Origin of the sequence: Paenibacillus timonensis (assembly GCF_022427145.1) — a bacterium.
GTDB classification, from domain to species: domain Bacteria; phylum Bacillota; class Bacilli; order Paenibacillales; family Paenibacillaceae; genus Fontibacillus; species Fontibacillus timonensis.
Window position 1 is genome coordinate 65,729 of record NZ_JAKSXN010000005.1, and the last position, 17,746, is coordinate 83,474.

The 17,746-nt window shown below is 52.0% G+C and carries 17 protein-coding genes; 9 read left to right on the forward strand and 8 right to left on the reverse strand.

The genetic code is table 11. The features are described 5' to 3' along the window. Positions 1 to 227: 227 nt before the first annotated feature. Positions 228 to 869, reverse strand: coding sequence for a thiamine diphosphokinase (locus MJ257_RS03115; RefSeq protein WP_240267905.1), 642 nt, complete (start codon positions 867 to 869; stop codon positions 228 to 230). Positions 870 to 1,014: 145 nt separating this feature from the next. Here MJ257_RS03115 and MJ257_RS03120 point away from each other — a divergent pair, with 145 nt between their 5' ends. After that, complete coding sequence (locus MJ257_RS03120; RefSeq protein WP_240267856.1) at positions 1,015 to 1,701, forward strand: trimeric intracellular cation channel family protein; 687 nt, start codon at positions 1,015 to 1,017, stop codon at positions 1,699 to 1,701. A gap of 98 nt (positions 1,702 to 1,799) precedes the next feature. Here the strand turns inward: MJ257_RS03120 and MJ257_RS03125 are convergent, their stop codons facing one another. Beyond that, positions 1,800 to 2,528, reverse strand: coding sequence for an alpha/beta hydrolase (locus MJ257_RS03125; protein WP_240267857.1), 729 nt, complete (start codon positions 2,526 to 2,528; stop codon positions 1,800 to 1,802). A 257-nt stretch (positions 2,529 to 2,785) separates the two neighbouring features. Between MJ257_RS03125 and pdhA the strand changes: the two genes are divergently transcribed. The 5 genes from pdhA (at position 2,786) to MJ257_RS03155 (ending at position 8,960) form a co-directional block, all read left to right on the forward strand. Then, positions 2,786 to 3,853: a pyruvate dehydrogenase (acetyl-transferring) E1 component subunit alpha gene (gene pdhA / locus MJ257_RS03130; protein WP_178019356.1), complete on the forward strand. Its 1,068-nt coding sequence runs from the start codon at positions 2,786 to 2,788 to the stop codon at positions 3,851 to 3,853. A 49-nt stretch (positions 3,854 to 3,902) separates the two neighbouring features. After that, positions 3,903 to 4,883, forward strand: coding sequence for an alpha-ketoacid dehydrogenase subunit beta (locus tag MJ257_RS03135; protein ID WP_240267858.1), 981 nt, complete (start codon positions 3,903 to 3,905; stop codon positions 4,881 to 4,883). 90 nt (positions 4,884 to 4,973) lie between these two features. Continuing rightward, positions 4,974 to 6,602, forward strand: coding sequence for a 2-oxo acid dehydrogenase subunit E2 (locus MJ257_RS03145; protein ID WP_270406327.1), 1,629 nt, complete (start codon positions 4,974 to 4,976; stop codon positions 6,600 to 6,602). Positions 6,603 to 6,605: 3 nt separating this feature from the next. Beyond that, positions 6,606 to 8,021, forward strand: coding sequence for a dihydrolipoyl dehydrogenase (lpdA, locus tag MJ257_RS03150; RefSeq protein ID WP_240267859.1), 1,416 nt, complete (start codon positions 6,606 to 6,608; stop codon positions 8,019 to 8,021). 183 nt (positions 8,022 to 8,204) lie between these two features. Next, entirely contained in the window at positions 8,205 to 8,960 is a 756-nt protein-coding gene (locus MJ257_RS03155) for a carbonic anhydrase family protein (RefSeq protein WP_240267860.1), read from the forward strand. Between the two features lie 2 nt (positions 8,961 to 8,962). On the opposite strand, the gene MJ257_RS03160 is transcribed toward MJ257_RS03155, so the two are convergent. From MJ257_RS03160 to MJ257_RS03175, 5 genes are all read right to left on the reverse strand, one after another. Further along, on the reverse strand, positions 8,963 to 9,781 hold the full coding sequence (locus tag MJ257_RS03160) for a class I SAM-dependent methyltransferase (RefSeq protein WP_240267861.1): 819 nt from the start codon (positions 9,779 to 9,781) through the stop codon (positions 8,963 to 8,965). A gap of 101 nt (positions 9,782 to 9,882) precedes the next feature. Continuing rightward, positions 9,883 to 10,845, reverse strand: coding sequence for an ABC transporter substrate-binding protein (locus MJ257_RS03165; RefSeq protein WP_240267862.1), 963 nt, complete (start codon positions 10,843 to 10,845; stop codon positions 9,883 to 9,885). Positions 10,846 to 11,056: 211 nt separating this feature from the next. Further along, complete coding sequence (locus tag MJ257_RS24950; RefSeq protein ID WP_372489732.1) at positions 11,057 to 11,512, reverse strand: DsrE/DsrF/DrsH-like family protein; 456 nt, start codon at positions 11,510 to 11,512, stop codon at positions 11,057 to 11,059. A 9-nt stretch (positions 11,513 to 11,521) separates the two neighbouring features. After that, the gene (locus MJ257_RS03170) at positions 11,522 to 13,570 is read right to left on the reverse strand and encodes an FAD-dependent oxidoreductase (RefSeq protein ID WP_372489733.1); all 2,049 of its coding nucleotides are present in this window, start codon (positions 13,568 to 13,570) and stop codon (positions 11,522 to 11,524) included. A 3-nt stretch (positions 13,571 to 13,573) separates the two neighbouring features. Continuing rightward, positions 13,574 to 13,861 (reverse strand): ArsR/SmtB family transcription factor, encoded by a 288-nt coding sequence (locus MJ257_RS03175; protein ID WP_240267863.1) that lies wholly within the window; start codon positions 13,859 to 13,861, stop codon positions 13,574 to 13,576. A 187-nt stretch (positions 13,862 to 14,048) separates the two neighbouring features. Between MJ257_RS03175 and MJ257_RS03180 the strand changes: the two genes are divergently transcribed. Beyond that, entirely contained in the window at positions 14,049 to 14,996 is a 948-nt protein-coding gene (locus MJ257_RS03180) for a hypothetical protein (RefSeq protein ID WP_240267864.1), read from the forward strand. Between the two features lie 16 nt (positions 14,997 to 15,012). Here MJ257_RS03180 and MJ257_RS03185 read toward each other — a convergent pair whose 3' ends face one another. After that, positions 15,013 to 15,783, reverse strand: coding sequence for a hypothetical protein (locus MJ257_RS03185; RefSeq protein WP_240267865.1), 771 nt, complete (start codon positions 15,781 to 15,783; stop codon positions 15,013 to 15,015). A 260-nt stretch (positions 15,784 to 16,043) separates the two neighbouring features. Here MJ257_RS03185 and MJ257_RS03190 point away from each other — a divergent pair, with 260 nt between their 5' ends. Together MJ257_RS03190 and MJ257_RS24895 are read left to right on the forward strand one after the other, a co-directional pair. Beyond that, positions 16,044 to 17,195, forward strand: coding sequence for an alkaline phosphatase family protein (locus MJ257_RS03190; protein ID WP_308193149.1), 1,152 nt, complete (start codon positions 16,044 to 16,046; stop codon positions 17,193 to 17,195). 80 nt (positions 17,196 to 17,275) lie between these two features. Next, positions 17,276 to 17,731 (forward strand): hypothetical protein, encoded by a 456-nt coding sequence (locus MJ257_RS24895; RefSeq protein WP_308193147.1) that lies wholly within the window; start codon positions 17,276 to 17,278, stop codon positions 17,729 to 17,731. Positions 17,732 to 17,746 lie beyond the last annotated feature (15 nt).

Sequence of the window (17,746 nt, forward strand, 5' to 3'; positions counted from 1 at the left end):
CAGATCTGTAATCTCCTAAAACTTGGTATGATCTCCTAAAAACCATGTGTCCCAACGCTTTGAAGGTGATTATTAAAATCTCATTAAAGTTTACATTTTTTTAAGATATCGAGATTTTTCTTCAAAATTGAAATGTAAAAAACCCTTGAAAAATCAAGGGTTTTTGCATTTGTTTCACGTATCATCAAGGTATCAAAAAGGTTACAAAAATGAAATAAATATCGAAACTAATCCCGGCTTTGAATGACGAGCAGCCATCCCTCACCGACCTGCACCGATCCGACGGGGGCTGCTAATTGGTTGCTCACGGCCAGGGATTGTCCAATCCGTAGAGTCGCGTTATGTAAAGGGTACATGAATCCTTCCAGCGTAATGCCGGTGACGACGGGGGTGAGCGGGAGCAGGGAGACATAGGTATATCCGCGATCCTCGACCCGGCAGATAGATCCGCACAGCGTGACGTAATTAAATTCGTCCCAAATCGAGCAGGTGATCCCTTGTTCCGCCGCGCGCAGCAACATATGCAGATTGGCCAACGTATGGTCCAGACGGGTTCCGATCACACCGGTAAGCACGATTTCCGCCGGGCTTCTTCGCACGGCCAGATCAAAGGCCAGCTCCGTATCCGTCAGGTCTTTGTCGATCGGATCAAAGGCTAGAATCTCCTTACTATGTTTACGAATAAGAGCTAACTCCTCTTGGCTCACGGAATCGAAATCGCCTACTGCTAAATCCGGCTTAAATCCATGCTCCACCAGGAATAAGGCTCCGCGGTCAGCCCCGATCAGCACATCGTCCGAGCGGACCTCCCGAAGCATTCCCGGATCTAAACGCCCGCCGGCAAAAATGAGAACCCGGTTCACGGTCATTTCTACTTCTTCCTTTCGCGCCACAAAATCCTTTGCTCCAGTTAGTATAATTCAGATTTTAGGGTTGCACAATTTCACCTTGTGGGCCTAAAATGGGGATTGACGAATTATAGCTGACAGAGAAAGGCAGAGAAGGACGGAAGAGATGCATATCTTTGATATTTTTAGCATCATCGGGACTGTGGCTTTCGCGATGTCCGGCGCCTTCGTGGCCATGGAAGAGGAATACGACATCCTTGGCGTGCTGGTGCTGGGCCTAGTGACGGCGTTTGGCGGCGGGATCATCCGCAACGTATTGATCGGCGTCCCGGTTACGACGTTATGGGCGCAGGGGGATTTGATTTTGCTGGCCGTATTGTCCGTTTTTGTCGCCTTCGTGCTGCCGATGCCATGGGTTCGCCATTGGAAACGGACAGAGGTTTTGTTTGATGCCATCGGTTTGTCGGCTTTTGCTATTCAAGGAGCGTTATACGCGACGGAGATGAAGCATCCGATGAGCGCGGTGATCGTTGCGGCGGTGCTGACCGGCATCGGGGGAGGGATCATCCGCGATCTGCTGGCCGGGCGTAAACCCCTGGTGCTGCGGGACGAAATTTATGCGGTCTGGGCGATGCTGGCGGGTTTGGCGGTTGGCATGGGATGGTTCAAGTCGACGTTGGAATTGATTTTGCTGTTTGCAGCCGTCGTCTTCTTCCGGATGTTGTCCGTTCATTATAAATGGAAGCTGCCTAGACGGTCTTTGGCAACGGGAGATATTTACATCGGGACGGAACCGAAGAATCACCCGGAACCCAACGCCGAACGGGCCATCGTACAGGACCAGACTCCCTAACGCGCAGTCAGTCGGAATCGAAACGACACCAAGAGAGGCTGTCCGAAGTAGAGAAGCATCTACCAGGACAGCCTCTGATTTTCGACGAAATGAAAGCGCTATTTTAGAAAATGCACCAGCGCATCGGGCAGTTCTTGCTGCCAAAATCCCCATAAATGTTTGCCGTCCTTCTCGAAATAGGCGACTTGGGCACCGCGTTCCTCTAGCAGCGTTCTGGCTCTGCGGTTCAACTCGACGAAATTATAGGTACCTGTATCGGTGGTGTAATGATCCTCTTGCAATCCGACGATCATGAAGAGCGATAAATAGGAAAGATCGGTCTCTTCGGCTAGGATATTCAGGGACGGTTCATAGAAAGCGCCGGACAAGCTGATGATTTTGGAAAACAGTTCCGGGTTTTTCATAGCGAGATGAAGGGAGACGGTTGCCCCTAAAGAATCCCCGGCCAGCACCCTTTCCGAGGGTTCGCGGCGTACGGGATAATTGCGTTCGATAAAGGGAATAATTTCTTCCGTAAAACAGCGCGTATAGGCGTCAAAGCGGTTGCCAAAAGGGGCATATTCCTCTGTGCGAACCGCGGTGTTCACCTCCACGCCTACGATAATGAAGGGTTCGAGGCCTTCGTCCAGGATCAGGCGATTGGCGTGCGTCGCGATACGTCCGAAGTTGAAGAATTCCTCGCCGTCCTGGCAGTAAATGACGGGATAGCTGAGGATTTCGTTGTACCCGGGAGGAAGGTAAACGCGCAGATATCTTTTTTCCCCCAAGAACTGGCTTTGAATTTCCTCTTTAATGATGGTTCGTTTTAAATAGTTCGAATCCGTCATGGTTCTACACACACTCCCAGCTGGTTGATTTTGCTTTTGCTTTTCGAATCAAGTAACATTTACCATGAAATAGAGATAACGCTAGCTTACCACAATATGGGTTTGTGTTATACTATTTTTGAAAATCTGTTACATACACAAAAATAAAAATATAACACAATAAACCTTAATTCCTTTGACTTCTAGAATGAAACAGGAGTATAATAATTCTATAACAGAGGAACAAGTTAATCAAATTTTCAGTCGAGGTGAAAAAAATGAGCAAGATTCCTTATGAAGTATACACGGAAGAAGTTGAAGCTTTGACCGTGCTCTCGCCAGACGGTGAAATCGTTAACAAAGATAAAGTACCGGCGCTGTCCGACGATCAATTGAAAGAACTGATGTATCGCATGGTATTTACGCGTACTTGGGATGAACGTGCGATCAACTTGGGCCGCCAAGGCCGCCTCGGTTTCTATGCTCCGGTATCCGGACAAGAAGCAACCATGGTAGGCAGCGAGTTCGCGCTGGACAAAAACGACTTTGTTTGCCCGGGTTACCGCGATATGCCGCAGCTCGTATGGCATGGTCTTCCGCTGTACCAAGCTTTCCTGTATTCCCGCGGCCATCAGCATGGCGGACAAATTCCGGAAGGCGTCAACGTACTTATGCCTCAAATTATCATCGGCGCACAAGTGCTGCACGCGATGGGGATCGCGATGGGCTTCAAGCTCAAGAAGCAAAAACAAGTGGCCATTACTTATACCGGTGACGGTGGTTCCTCGGAAGGCGATTTCTACGAAGCGCTGAACTATGCCGGGGTATTCAAGCTGCCGGTCATCTTCTTTGTACAAAATAACGGTTATGCGATCACGACGCCGTTCGCGAAGCAAACCGCAGCTTTGTCGATCGCGCATAAAGCGGTCGCAGCCGGGATCCGCGGCGTGAAAATCGACGGCATGGACGTGTTCGCCGTCATCAGCGCCGTACAGGAAGCCGCTGAACGCGCTCGCAACGGCGAAGGCGCGACTTTGATCGAAGCGGTCACTTATCGTTTCCGTCCGCACTCCTTGTCTGACGATACTTCGAAATACCGGACAAAAGAAGAAGAAGGACAATGGAGCGAGAAAGACCCGATCGCTCGCTTGGCGAAATATTTGGAGAAGAAAGGTCTTTGGACCGAAGAAGATACCGCTCGCGTGAAAGAAGAAGCGAAAGCGAAAGTAAATGAGCAAATCAAAAAAGCGGAACAAACGGAGAAAATGACGATTCCAGGCCTGATCGACAGCATGTTTGAAAAAACACCGAAACACCTGGAAGAGCAAAAGGCCGATTTTCAATAATACGTACGTGTAAACTAGTCTGATCGTTCTATAGAGGAGGATACAAGCAATGGCACAAATGAATATGAAAGAAGCGATTCGCGACGCCATGCGCGTCGAGCTGCAACGCGATCCAAACGTTCTGATTTTCGGCGAAGACGTAGGTAATGTCGGCGGGGTGTTCCGCGTAACGGAAGGCCTGCAAAAAGAATTCGGGGAAGAGCGCGTCATGGATACGCCGCTGGCGGAATCGGCCATCGGCGGGATGGCGGTAGGCCTGGGGATTCAAGGATTCCGCCCGATCGCGGAAATCCAGTTTGTCGGCTTTATTTTTGAAGCCTTGGACCAAATTCTCGTACAAGCGGCCCGGATGCGTTACCGTTCCGGCGGACGTTACCACGCTCCGATCGTGTTCCGTACTCCTTTTGGCGGCGGCGTTAAAGCGGCCGAATTGCATACCGACGCCCTGGAAGGCCTCATCGCCCAAACTCCGGGGATCAAGCTGGTCGTTCCTTCGAACCCATACGACGCGAAAGGGCTGTTGATCTCTGCCATTCGCGATAACGATCCGGTCTTCTTCATGGAGCACTTGAACCTGTACCATGCTTTCCGCGACGAAGTGCCGGAAGGGGAATATACGGTTGAACTGGGCAAAGCCAACATCGTTCGCGAAGGTTCCGACGTAACGATTCTTGCCTATGGACTTATGGTTCATACCGCCGTTAAGGCAGCGGAAGAATTGGAGAAATCCAAAGGCATCAAGGCGGAAGTCATCGACCTGCGCACCCTCGTGCCGTTGGACATCGATACGATTGTTGCCTCGGTGAAGAAAACGAATCGTGCGATCATCGTTCAGGAAGCACAAAAATCGGCCGGCATCGCAGCGGAAGTGATCGCGCAAATCAACGAGAAGGCGATTTTGCACCTTGAAGCCCCCGTGCTTCGCATCGCTCCGCCGGATACCGTATATCCGTTTGCGCAAATCGAAGACCAATGGCTTCCGTCCCCGGCTCGCGTGATCGAGGGCGTTAACAAAGTGCTTGAATTCTAAATCGAAGAACAAAGCTTATGCTTCCGAAGCAAGTTTTGCTCGAAGTTGATTCAAGGCATGGGCTCACAAAACTTTTAGGAGGTCTTTCCTGTGGCTAAGTTTGAATATCGGTTCCCTGAACTGGGCGAAGGCTTGCATGAGGGTGAAATCATCAAAATGCATGTGAAGCCAGGGGACAAAGTAACGGATGAAGATATCATCATGGAGGTACAAAACGACAAAGCCGTCGTTGAAGTGCCATGTCCTGTGAACGGTGTAGTACAAGAAGTATTCGGCAAAGACGGCGCCGTGTTCCGCGTGGGCGATGTCGTTGCCGTGATCGATGCGGAAGGCGATCTGCCAGAACAAGAAGGAGCGCCAGCTACGGAGGCAAGCGCCCCTGTAGCTCCGGCAGCCGCTCCGGCTGCAGCACCGGCTCCTCAAGCGGCAGCTTCTTCATCCAAATTCGAATACCGGTTCCCTGAGCTCGGCGAAGGTTTACATGAAGGTGAAATCATCAAAATGCATGTGAAGCCGGGCGACAAAGTAACGGACGAAGACATCATTATGGAAGTGCAAAACGACAAAGCCGTCGTCGAAGTTCCTTGCCCGGTTAATGGTACGGTTCTTGAAGTGTTCGGCAAAGACGGCGCGGTGTTCCGCGTAGGCGACGTCGTAGCCGTCATCGATGCGGAAGGCGACCTGCCTGAACAAGCCGTAGCTCCGGAGCAAGCGAATGACGCGCCTAAGTCCGCAGCAAGTGCGCCGGCCGCAGCCGCAGCCCCGGTTGCTCCAAACCGTGAAATCCTCGCTACGCCTAGCGTACGCAAATATGCTCGTGAGCAAGGCGTGGACTTGTCACTGGTACCAGGGACAGGCAAAGCCGGTAAAATCACGAGAGAAGACGTGGATAACTTCAAGAATGGCGGAGCTACCGCCGCTGCACCTACGCAAGCCGCTGCACCTGCGCAAGCCGCCGCTCCTGCCGCAGCCGCCAAAGCACCGGCAGCCGCTGCACCAACCGCAATTTCTACGGATGGCGAAGAAGAACGCGTTCCATTCAAAGGCATTCGCAAAGCGATTTCCAATGCGATGGTTAAATCGGCTTACACTGCACCGCATGTAACCATCATGGACGAAGTGGATGTCACCGAATTGGTCGCTTTCCGTACGCGGATGAAACCGATCGCCGAGAAGAAAGGCATTAAAGTTACTTATCTTCCATTCATCGTTAAAGCGCTGGTGGCCGCTTCTCGTCAATTCCCGGCTCTGAATGCCTCGATTGATGAAGTGAACAACGAGATCGTTTATAAGAAGTTCTATAACATCGGGATTGCAACCGACACCGATAACGGTCTGATCGTTCCGGTTATTAAAGATGCGGATCGGAAGAGCATTTGGATGATCGCCGAAGCTATCAAAGACCTCGCAGCCCGCGGTCGTGAAGGCAAACTGGCAGCGAACGAGATGAGAGGCAGCACAATCTCGATTACAAACATCGGTTCTGCCGGCGGGATGTTCTTTACGCCAATCATCAACTACCCAGAAGTAGCGATCCTTGGCACCGGCCGCATCAGCGAGAAACCGGTTGTCAAAAACGGCGAAATCGTTGTCGCACCGGTAATGGCTCTGTCGCTCAGCTTCGACCACCGTCTGATTGACGGCGCAACCGCACAGAACTTTATGAACTATATCAAACAGCTGCTCGCGAACCCTGAGCTGCTCGTTATGGAGGTGTAATCAATGGTAGTAGGAGATGCTTCTCTTGATATTGATACATTAGTCGTCGGTGCAGGTCCCGGCGGATATGTGGCGGCCATTCGCGCCGCCCAGCTCGGGCAAAAAGTGCTGATCGTCGACAAATCGGAGCTTGGCGGCGTCTGCTTGAACCGCGGATGTATCCCGTCCAAAGCGCTGATCTCGGCAGCTCACCAATACGAATCCGCTCAACATGCCGATGCCTTCGGGATTACGGCGGAGAACGTGAAAGTGGACTTCAAGAAAACGCAAGAATTCAAAAGCGGTGTCGTCAAAAAGATGACCCAAGGCGTTAGCGGCCTGCTCAAAGGCAACAAAGTCGAGGTTTTCAGCGGTGAAGTGATGTTCATCAACGAAAACGAAGCTCGTGCCTTCAATGAGCATGAATCGCCTCGCTATCGCTTCAAGCACTGCATTCTGGCTACCGGCTCCCGCCCGATCGAGCTGAAACCTTTCCCGTTCGGCGGACGCATCTTGTCTTCGACGGAAGCGCTGGAGCTGCAAGAAATTCCTAGCAGCCTTGTGGTCATCGGCGGCGGTTACATCGGTGCCGAGCTCGGCCAAATGTTCTCCAAATTCGGCACGAAAGTGACGATCATCGAGGGCATGGATACCGTATTGCCTGGCTTCGATAAAGACATGACCCGTCTGGTTGCCAAAAACATGGCGAAAACCGGCATCGAAATCGTAACCAATGCGAAAGCCGAAAGCGCGGAACAAACCGATAAGAACGTTACGGTGAAATATTCCGTGAATGGCGAAAGCAAAGAAGTCACTGCCGATTACCTGCTGGTAACAGTAGGCCGTCGTCCAAACACGGATGGCGATTTGGGTCTGGATCTGGCTGGCGTGGAACTGACCGATCGTGGTCTGGTCAAAGTTGACCATCAAGGCCGCACCAGCAACCCGAACATCTTTGCGATCGGCGATATCGTGGCTGGCCCTGCGCTTGCGCACAAAGCTTCCTATGAAGGTAAAGTAGCGGCTGAAGCGATCGCGGGACTTCCTTCCGTGGTGGATTACAAAGCGATCCCGGCGGTCGTCTTTACCGATCCGGAATGCTCCAGCGTAGGTCTGACGGAGTCGGAAGCGAAAGACAAAGGCATCAAGGTTAAAGCCGGCAAATTCCCGTTCGCCGGTAACGGCCGCGCCACTTCCTTGAATCAACCTGAGGGCTTCATCAAAATCGTGGCAAATGCAGAAAACAATGTGGTGCTCGGCGCGCAAATCGTCGGGATTGAAGCTTCCAACTTGATCGCCGAGCTGGGTCTTGCGGTTGAAATGGGCGCTACACTCGAAGATATCTCGTTGACCATTCACGCTCACCCAACCCTGGGCGAAATCGTGATGGAAACGGCTGAGCTGGTTGAAGGTCATCCGATCCATATCATTGCTCGCTAATTTTTAACGTTGTACATCCCACTCCTCCTAAGAGTGGATCATCTCCTAAGCATGTTTAGGCAAGACCGATTTAGCGGTCTTGCCTTTTTTTTGTTTTGGTTTGCGTGGATACCGCTTGGCAATACTTCGTAAAGTAGGGCTAAAACGAATCATTTTAAGCGAGAAGGAGGGAATCAGATCAGGATGATCAGAAGATTCATCGTGTGTGGAGTGATGGCCTTTGTATTGCTTGCAGGGTCTTCAACAATACATGCAGTCGCACCTGCCAGCGGGAATGAAAAATTTCAACCGGACAAGCTCCACTTTTCGTATGAACGTCAAGATGAGTGGGAGTTCGTGTCCGGGAACATGCAATCCCCGATCAATATAGATACCTCAAAGGTTGTGGATTATCTCGGCTCCGGCTTAGAGCTAAGCTATGAACCGATCGGGACCTATGTCGAAGATAACGGGCATAGCATCCAGGTAGGGCTGCGCGGAAAGGCTGAGATCGATGACAGGGACTTCAGCGTATCCCAGGTTCATTTTCATGCGCCGAGCGAACATACCGTCGATGGCAAGCATTTCCCGCTCGAGGGCCATTTCGTTCATCAAGCTCAAGATGGCCGAATTGCGGTAATCGGCGTGATGTATGAGATTGGCCGCCCTAACGAAGCCTTTCAGCAAATATTGGATGCGGTAAAATCGATCCCAAAAGGGAGTAAAGAGAGCAAGATCGAACATCTTAAACCCACTCGTTTACTCCCCAATACATTAAGCTACTATCATTACTTGGGGTCTCTGACGACACCGCCTCTCACCGAAAACGTGGAGTGGTATGTTTTGACGGAGAGCGTCCAAATTTCACAAGAACAACTGAAAGAGTTCCATCGCTATTACGACCACAATAACCGTGACATCCAAAAACGGAATGGCCGGAAGGTTTTCTTATGGGATTAACTTTATTTAACGCCAAGCCGCATCCGGTAACCAAACAGGATGTTGCGGATCTCTGCGCCAAATGCCCGTTTCACCTGAGCGCGAAATTGCTCGGCCGCGGAAGCGATTTCGTCCGCTCCTAACTTCAAAGCCGTTTGAAGGCCGCCTTGACTGAGGGCCAGATTCGCAAAACGATCGGCATCGCAACACTCCCAGTGGTGAAAAACGATCTCACGGGAATATCGGAACAGGCCGCTTTGTTGGATTTGCTGCAAGTGCTGGTCTTTGGGCCATTTATAGGCCTCCTTGCCGTTTTCGATCCGTTCGTTTACCCGTTGGTCAGCCAGCTGGATGAGCTGTTCATAAGCCTGCTCAAGCTCTGGGGTTGAGACCGGTGGCCAGTCGCAGTCGTATGCGGCAAAGATGCCCCCGGGACGCAATACCCGGGCAAACTCCTGAAGCGTCGGCTGCGGGTCCATCCAGTGGAAGGATTGAGAGCAAGTGATCAGATCGACGGAGGAGGGTTCCAGCGGCAGCTCGTAGGACAAGCCTTTGACGAATTGAAGGTGCGCCGGACGACCACTTTCCTGCCAGCGGCTGTTCGCAACGGCTCGCATGTCATCGTTCGGTTCAATCCCGACAATGTGCTCTGCATGCTCAAGCCAGATAAAGGAAGAGAGACCGGTACCGCAGCCGACATCCGCGACGAGCTCCGGGGAGCGGCCTAAATACATCGTGAGGATGTCAATGAGGTCAACCGGTGCCTTTGGGCGGCTCTGATCATACAGATCGCCGAACCCACTGAAACGATCCACGTTATTTTGCCGGATCTTCTTGCTCATGAGAACTCACTCCTTAAGTTGAAAACGTATGATTCATCCATTATACGATATCGGAGGGAGCGAACAAAACCTAGTAGTGATACGATAATGTCGTCCGTTAATCACTTGGCGTCGTTCGTCATGATGTGAACCATTTCGTCCAGAAGCCGGTCCATCGTAATTGGGTCGTCGAAATTATATTTGCTGTCAATCGTATACACTCGGCCCTCTTGGACGGCAGGTATCGTCTTCCACAGGGGACTTTCCGTTAATTTCTTCTGAGCGGCAACCGTCTCGTCGGCGTTGTCGCTTAATATGAAGATGTGCGTTCCCGCAAAATCGGGCAGTACTTCATCGGAGATGTTCGCAAAGCGCTCGTTCTGATCCATCAGCTGTTGAACACCGTCGGAGGGTTTGAAACCTAGTTGGCCATAGAGCGTCGTGTTCATCCCTTGATTGCCCATAACGAACATATCTTTGCCCATCAACAGGAGGGATAAGGCGGACTCATTCCCAGAAAGGTTAAGCTTCTGTTTGACATCTGCAGCTTTGGCGTCGTAGGCGTCAAACCAAGCTGCGGCGTCATCGGATCGACCAAGGATATCCGCAATGCGGCCGATGCGTTCCCGGGTAGGGGTGACATCATCTGTTCCGACGACGACCGTGGGCGCGATCTTCTCCAAGGACGCAAGACCGTTGATGTCCCAGTCGTCGAAAAGGATAAGGTCGGGCGCTAAATAAAGCACCTTTTCCACAGAGTAGGGATAGCCGACATCTTCAATCCCGGTGATCATTTCGGGGTAGGCGATTTGGCTGGCGATTACGCTCAACGAGGCGCCGACCGGTTTCACGCCCAGAGCAAGCAGGTCACCAGGCGCGCTGCCTATATATACAATTTTTTGCGGATCAGCCGGTATAACGACCTCGCGGCCTTGAACGTCTATGTAATTTCGCTCTGCAGGTGCGCCACCTAGGGCAGCGGCAGTTTCTGCGGGATTTGCTTCCGATGCCGGCGTCCGGCCGCAAGCCGCCAAAATCATCATGCCGAACAGAATGAACGCAATTCCAATTCGGTTGTGTTTCATGTGCATAGAATAACCTCTTCCCATAAAAGATAATGATAATCATTATCAGTATTATACAAACGTCAATGGCGAATGACAATAGTCGGAATGAAAGTTGATTCGGAACAAAATATCGAAAAATAAGCGGACGTTTGGAGAAGGGCAACAAAAAGATCGCCGGAGCAAACCCGATTCGGGCTTAGCCGCAGCGATCTTCTTGTGAAAGGATCGATTAGATGAACAAATTAATGCCCGATTGATCCGCCTTGCCTAAATAATAGCCAACCCCGCCGATTTTGACGCCATCGATCAGCTCTTCCTGACGGATCCCCATGAGATCCATGGACATTTGGCATGCGACGATTTCCACGCCTTGATGAATGGCGCTGGCCATCAGTTCTTCCAAGGAAGAGACGTTATTATTATTCATCACGCCGCGGATCATTTTCGCCCCCATCCCCAGCATGTTCATGCGGGAAAGGGACAGTTTGCGGCTGCCGCGAGGCATCATCATGCCAAACATCTGGCCGATGAAAGTTTTGGCCACGGGTACCTTTTCCGATTTTCGTAGAATGTTCAACCCCCAGAAGGTGAAGAATAACGTTACTTTCTTGCCGCTAGCCGCTGCGCCGTTGGCGAGAATAAACGAGGCAATGGCCTTGTCCAAGTCTCCGCTGAAGACGATCATCGTGGAGCCTTACGGCGTGGCTGCCGGCTGAACCAAAGCGTCGCCAGGTTTGTGGGGATCTTCTTTGCATAAGTAGGCTTCGATCATCCCGTTTGCCTTCTTGGCAACTTCGATCATGCGGTGTTTGGACATGGTTGCCCATGCCTGCACATCTTCGTAGAACCCAGGATCCGAGGCGGTCACGTGCAGAATTTGCCCGACCTCCAACCGGTCCATGGCCTGTTTCACTTGAATCAGCGGGCCGGGACAACATAACCCGCAGGCGTCGAGCTCCGCGTCGGCATGCAGCTTGGAATCACCGGACGTCACCGTAGGGGGGACGGCCTGCGGTGCCACAGGCGCCGCCGAAGCAGCGGCGATTTCCGTTTTTGCCGCTTGGTCAACGGGACGATCCGATGAATTTGTCCGGCCAGGTTGGTAATTAGCCATTTGATAGAGCTTGTAACCGCCGGTTAGATTGCGGACCTTATAACCTTTATGCTGCAGAATTCGTGAAGCGGTATACCCGCGCAACCCGACTTGACAGTAGACCCAAATCTCCTTGTCGCGGTCCAGTTCGTTCAGGCGATCACGCAATTCGTCGACCGGGATCAGCAGGGAGCCGGGGATATGCCCGTTCGCATGCTCCATCTCAGAACGGACATCGACCAACAGGGTCTTTTGTTCGTCCCGTGTCGCCAAATCCTGAGGAACGAACACGTCAACGCGTCCGCTTAATACGTTCTCCGCAGTATAGGCGGCCATGTTGACCGGATCCTTAGCCGAAGAGTAGGGTGGGGCATAAGATAGCTCCAGCTCCGTCAGATCGGTTACTGAGCCGCGGAATCGAATGACTGTGGCGATATCGTCGATCCGTTTGTCCACCCCGTCATATCCGACAGCCTGCGCTCCTAGCACGGTACCGTCCGGCTTGAACAACAACTTGATCGAGAGCGGAGTAGCGCCGGGATAGTAGGAAGCATGAGAGTTAGGATGAACCACAGTGACATGGTAAGGGGTGCCCAAACGTTGGAGCGTTTTCTCGTTGTTCCCGGTTGCTGCTCCCGTAAGACCAAACACTTTGATAATGGACGTGCCCTGCGATCCCTTATATGAGGTTCCCAGACCACAGACGTTATCCGCTGCGATACGTCCCTGCTTGTTGGCAGGTCCAGCCAAGGGGATGGCTGTTTTGGAACCATTGACGAAATCAACGACTTCTACCGCATCCCCCACAGCATAAATGTCGGGAATGCTGGTTTCCAGTTTATCGCTTACTACAATATGACCTCGAGGTCCCAATTCAATGCCGGTCTCTTTCAGAAAAGCCGTATCCGGCGTAACCCCAATCGCCAGGATGACGATATCGGCAGCTAATTCAAGCCCGTCTGACGTATGCACTTTAATCTGGTTCCCTTGTTCCGTAAAGGAAGTTACGGTCTGTGACATGAGCAATCGAACGCCATGATCCTCCAGTTCCTTGGCAAGGACTCCAGACATCTCGGTGTCAAATGGCGCTAAAATTTGCGGACCGCCTTCGATCAACGTGACCTCAAGCCCGATTTCTCGCAGGTTCTCCGCCATTTCCACCCCGATAAATCCGCCGCCAATGACAATGGCGGAAGCGGCCTGTTCCTCAACAACCCGGCGCTTGATGCGATCGGTATCTGGGATATTCCGCAACGTATGGACCCGGTCGCTGTCGATGCCGGGAAGATTTGGCCGGATGGGTTTCGCACCGGGCGACAAAATCAACGAATCATAGCTCTCCCGGTATTCGCCGCGTTCTTTGCTGCGGACAAGCACGGTTTTGGTGGCCGGATCGATCCCGATCACTTCGCTTTCCGTACGGACATCGATGTTAAACCTGCGATGCATCGCTTCCGGCGTTTGAACCAAAAGTTTCGAGCGATCCTTGATCGAATCGCCGATATAGTAGGGAAGCCCGCAATTAGCAAACGAAATGTAGGGGTCGCGTTCAAACATGACGATATGGGCTTCCTCATCCAAGCGGCGAAGTCTTGCGGCCGCAGAAGCTCCGCCAGCAACGCCGCCGACTATTAATACCTTTTTACTCATCGTTTATTGTTCCTCCTCGAACAGATGGCGAACCAGCTTGATGACCCTGTCATTCGCCAGTTGGTAATTGACTTCCAACCCGCTGCGTTCCGCTTCGACGATGCCTAAGCTGCGCAGCTTTTGCAGATGCTGGGATACGGTCGATTGCGGCAGCTCCAAGCATTCTTGCATGTAGGTTACGTTACATTGCTTCTTATCCAGCAATCCGCGGACGATGCATAACCGGACCGGATGGGCCAAGGCTTTTAGCATTTCGGCCGCTTCCTGATAGGCTTTGAAATTGTTATCCATCATAGTTCACCTCGTTTTTCTAATTATCATTATAACGTAATATTACGATATTGCAATATAAATAATCGAGCCGTCCATTACCAATGTTCTCTAATCAATTCTCCATGTCTATAGAAACCGTGCGGGCATTCGGTGCGTTATATACAATAATCAGAATTGAGGTTAAATGGTCGGGAGGTCTTAGGTTATGCGAAAAGCAGGGGTATTCCTACTGATGATGCTTACGGTATCCGGTTGCTTCCAAAGGGATGATCAAGAAATAGCGTTCGATCGTGAGACTCCGGTTCAGCTCGAACCCGGTCAAAACATTAACAAAGAGGGAAAAGCCGTAGAGGGAAAGGGCGATGAGGCAAAGGGAGTGGAGCCGGCCGAACCGGCTGGAGAGGTCGATGTATCCCGACTCGGGCAGGCGTTCGGGTTTGCCGACGAAAACGGCCGACGGTTGTTGGTAGGCGCTTCAGAGGAACTGTCAAAGGATACGTTGCCAGGGATCACCCGGGCCATCGGCGAGAATGGGAGCTTGTTATCCGTCGCTTATGAGGCTTGGCAGGAAGGCGACGATGCCAGCAATGGCAGGGACACGTCTCCCAATCTCGCGCATTTGCCCGGGCATCTCTTTGCCGTGACCGAAGGAACGGCAAAGCCTAATGCCACCTATTATCTCTTTCGGGAGGAGGAGGTTCCGCTGGAATCCTTGCTTCCGATCACGATCGATGGCCAAACGATCACGGATTCGGACCTGGCACGGCAAATCGAAAACGAAAAAGACAGGGAGCTTCAGCAACTCTGGCGGCTTGCGGACGTAGGCGGCGAGGCGGATCTCTACTTGGCGTTGTTCCGTCCGGACGGCCCAAACCACTTGTTTTGCCTGATTCTCGAACAGGAAGATACCCTGGCCGTTCTGGATTTCCCTGCTACGACCGAGGATTCGTACAGCGTCTGGCGCGTGGATGATCAGGGGGAGATCGCCCCCGATCACTTTTCATATCTGTTCGCGGCCAGAACCAACGCCCCCGGCATCCTCCTCGGAATGGAGTGGCTTGGGACGGAAGGGAGCAACGCGCTCGTACTGCACGGTACGGGAGATCGTATGTCCCAGATAGAAACCCGCTATGGCCGCTACATGTCCCCGTGAGGAATTCCCAAATCGACTAAGGGAGCTTCGTGCTGGCTAGTGAGAGGGCTTGAGCGATTTTTTTCTCCCAATCATAAACTTTCGTTAATGAAGCATGGATGGCTTGGGTCTGATCATAAACCGTCTTTAGCTCCAGCGCCGCAACAATGGCGTCGCCTCGCTTCACGCTGGCTTTATACCGTTTATCCGCCGCCGAAAGGTGTTTTCGCGCGGCGGCGACGGATTTGTTTTCGGCGGTGATCTGCTTTTTTAACGTCTGAACCGGAATTAACGCGTCTTTGACCACTTTCGCTTTGGCGGCTTTCGTTTTCTTCGCAGCCGCGAGCGCCTCTTTCTTGGCTTTGATCTCCGCTGCGGCCGCCAGTGCCGAAGGTTTCAGCTGATTGCGTTTCAGTTCCAGCAAATCCGCCGATTTCTTATCCTTGCGTTTCTTGGCGGCCGTAACCTGCTTGCCCAATGACGCGTACTGCTCCAACAGAGAAGCATGCTTGCGCTGCAGCGAATCGCTCTCCTGGGTTAAGCGGGTAACTGCCGTCTGGTCGATGGCTTTGATCTTGGCATTCAACGCCGACAAAGCGTCATTGTTCTTCTTCCGCAGCGCCGAAATCTCGGCGCTTTCTTGCTTGACCAACGTTTGTACGACCGTAAGCCCGTCATATACCACATCGATCCCGTCCAAGGCCGCATCCCACGATCCTGCTGCATTCGCCGGGCGATTCACGCACAACACCAGCGAAGAAGCGATGACTGCGAACAACAGCAGTCTGACCGACTTTCTCCATTTCACAAACCGTCAACTCCCATCAACAATGGATTTGCCATCCTCATCGGAACGTAAAAAAGCACCTGCAAGAAAGGCGATCATCGCCTGCCTTGCGAGGTGCTTCACTCGCATTCGTTCCATTTGATTTTGGTATATTAACTATAAACTACCAACTCTCGAAAGTCAACCCGTTATGCGAACCTATGTTCTAGGTTTGGCGAATTACGGTATTTTCGCAGGGAGAAATGACATACTATGGTTAAACTTAAAGGCTGGTGAGCAGAATGCGTTGCACATTCGTGGGGTACGGGCGGTTATGCTTATGGCTTCCGCTCGTTGTCATTTGTCTGCTGGCGGGCGGATGCCAACAAGAACATAAAGAGCAGGATCTACTGCAAATCCGATCAACAAACGAACATTCCACAGGGAAGAAAAAGGTCATTTTCGTTCTGGTAGACTCCCTCATGGCCCAATCGATTGAACGCGGAATGGAGCAGAACGAGCTTCCTACGTTTCGATATTTGATTGAGCATGGCCAATATTATCCGGATATGGTCAGCTCTTTTCCGACGATGTCGGTCTCGATCGACAGCACCTTGCTTACCGGAAGCTATCCTGAGGGTCATCATCTGCCGGGTTTGACCTGGTACCCCAATAATGGAAAGAAAGTGATTGGTTACGGCTCCGGTCCCTTTGAAATTTTGCGCCGCGGGACGAAGCCGGTTTTGACTCATGCGTTAAGGGATTTGAACGGGAAGCATTTGAACCCCGATTTGCCGACATTGTATGAGGATTTGCACCGGTTAGGGATCACCTCCGGGGCGGTAAACGGATTGGTTTACCGCGGGATGACGGAGCACCAGTTAAACTTGCCGGCTCCGATCAGCGAGCTCTTTTCGCTGGCGCAGCCCATCGTTGTTAAAGGGCCGGACTTTCTGGCATTCGGGGCGTTGTCGAATCCTCTTGACGGGAAGACGGATTTGCCTGACGGGCCGACAGACCGGCTGGGCTTCAATGATCGATATGCCGTAGAAGTGGCAAAATACTTGATTCGAACCCATCAACTGCCGGACTTTTTGCTGATCTATTTGCCTGATCTGGACGGGAAATTACACAAACACGGTCCCTCGGATCGAAAAGGTATCCGGGAGACGGATCGTCGTCTGCGGGAGTTGTTGGAGGCTTACGATTCACACGAAAAGGCGCTCAACGATACGATTCTGATCGTTGCGGGAGATAGCGGGATGAGCAAAGTGTTGCCCAAAGACCAAAAGCCGGTGATCCATTTGCCCAAGCTTTTACAGCGGTATCGAGTACTGCCCGCAGGCGAAACGATCGATAAGTCTACTGAAATTGCGCTTGCGGTTAACGATACGATGGCTTACGTCTACAGCTTGAAACCGGAGGTCACGCTGGAGGGGTGGCCGATATTTTGAAAAGCGATCCGCGAATCGACATCATCTCCTGGCAAGAGGACGGCTGGATACATTGCCTAAAAGCAGGAGATGGGGCCTTCATGAAATTCAAGGCAGGCGGGGATCTGAAGGATAAGTACGGTCAATCCTGGACCGTCCAGGGGGCGGAACAGGTTCTCGATTTGACGCGGGGGAGCGAAGCCGGGCAAAAGGGGCCAACCCGGATCGCCTACGGCAAATATCCGGATCCGTTGCGCCGACTTCAAGGCGCCTTACTTTCACACGAAGGGCGATTTCTCGTAATCACCGCCAAACCGGGGTATGAGCTTGCGGAAGCCGGATCGCCAACACATATCGGAGGGGGGGCCCATGGGGGACTTGATGCATCGGCATCGCAAGTGCCTCTGATCATCTGCGGAACGAAGAAGAGACCGGAGTTTTTGCGTATCGTCGATTTGAAGCCTTTTTTGCTAGATCTGCTCCAGTCGGAAAATCGCGAACCCATTCAAATGCCGAGGAAGTCTGCTATAATAGGAGGGATAAGTAGACCAAAGTGACGGGGTGTTAGAACG

Excerpts from the sequence above, each read along its gene's own strand:
- MJ257_RS03165 (WP_240267862.1), bottom strand. The coding sequence starts at position 10,845 with ATGAAACACAACCGAATTGGAATTGCGTTCATTCTGTTCGGCATGATG.
- lpdA (WP_240267859.1), top strand. The coding sequence starts at position 6,606 with ATGGTAGTAGGAGATGCTTCTCTTGATATTGATACATTAGTCGTCGGT.
- MJ257_RS03115 (WP_240267905.1), bottom strand. The coding sequence starts at position 869 with ATGACCGTGAACCGGGTTCTCATTTTTGCCGGCGGGCGTTTAGATCCG.
- MJ257_RS03135 (WP_240267858.1), top strand. The coding sequence starts at position 3,903 with ATGGCACAAATGAATATGAAAGAAGCGATTCGCGACGCCATGCGCGTC.
- MJ257_RS03160 (WP_240267861.1), bottom strand. The coding sequence starts at position 9,781 with ATGAGCAAGAAGATCCGGCAAAATAACGTGGATCGTTTCAGTGGGTTC.
- MJ257_RS24950 (WP_372489732.1), bottom strand. The coding sequence starts at position 11,512 with ATGATCGTCTTCAGCGGAGACTTGGACAAGGCCATTGCCTCGTTTATT.
- MJ257_RS03190 (WP_308193149.1), top strand. The coding sequence starts at position 16,044 with ATGCGTTGCACATTCGTGGGGTACGGGCGGTTATGCTTATGGCTTCCG.
- pdhA (WP_178019356.1), top strand. The coding sequence starts at position 2,786 with ATGAGCAAGATTCCTTATGAAGTATACACGGAAGAAGTTGAAGCTTTG.
- MJ257_RS03155 (WP_240267860.1), top strand. The coding sequence starts at position 8,205 with ATGATCAGAAGATTCATCGTGTGTGGAGTGATGGCCTTTGTATTGCTT.
- MJ257_RS03125 (WP_240267857.1), bottom strand. The coding sequence starts at position 2,528 with ATGACGGATTCGAACTATTTAAAACGAACCATCATTAAAGAGGAAATT.
- MJ257_RS03120 (WP_240267856.1), top strand. The coding sequence starts at position 1,015 with ATGCATATCTTTGATATTTTTAGCATCATCGGGACTGTGGCTTTCGCG.
- MJ257_RS03180 (WP_240267864.1), top strand. The coding sequence starts at position 14,049 with ATGCGAAAAGCAGGGGTATTCCTACTGATGATGCTTACGGTATCCGGT.
- MJ257_RS24895 (WP_308193147.1), top strand. The coding sequence starts at position 17,276 with ATGAAATTCAAGGCAGGCGGGGATCTGAAGGATAAGTACGGTCAATCC.
- MJ257_RS03175 (WP_240267863.1), bottom strand. The coding sequence starts at position 13,861 with ATGGATAACAATTTCAAAGCCTATCAGGAAGCGGCCGAAATGCTAAAA.
- MJ257_RS03170 (WP_372489733.1), bottom strand. The coding sequence starts at position 13,570 with ATGAGTAAAAAGGTATTAATAGTCGGCGGCGTTGCTGGCGGAGCTTCT.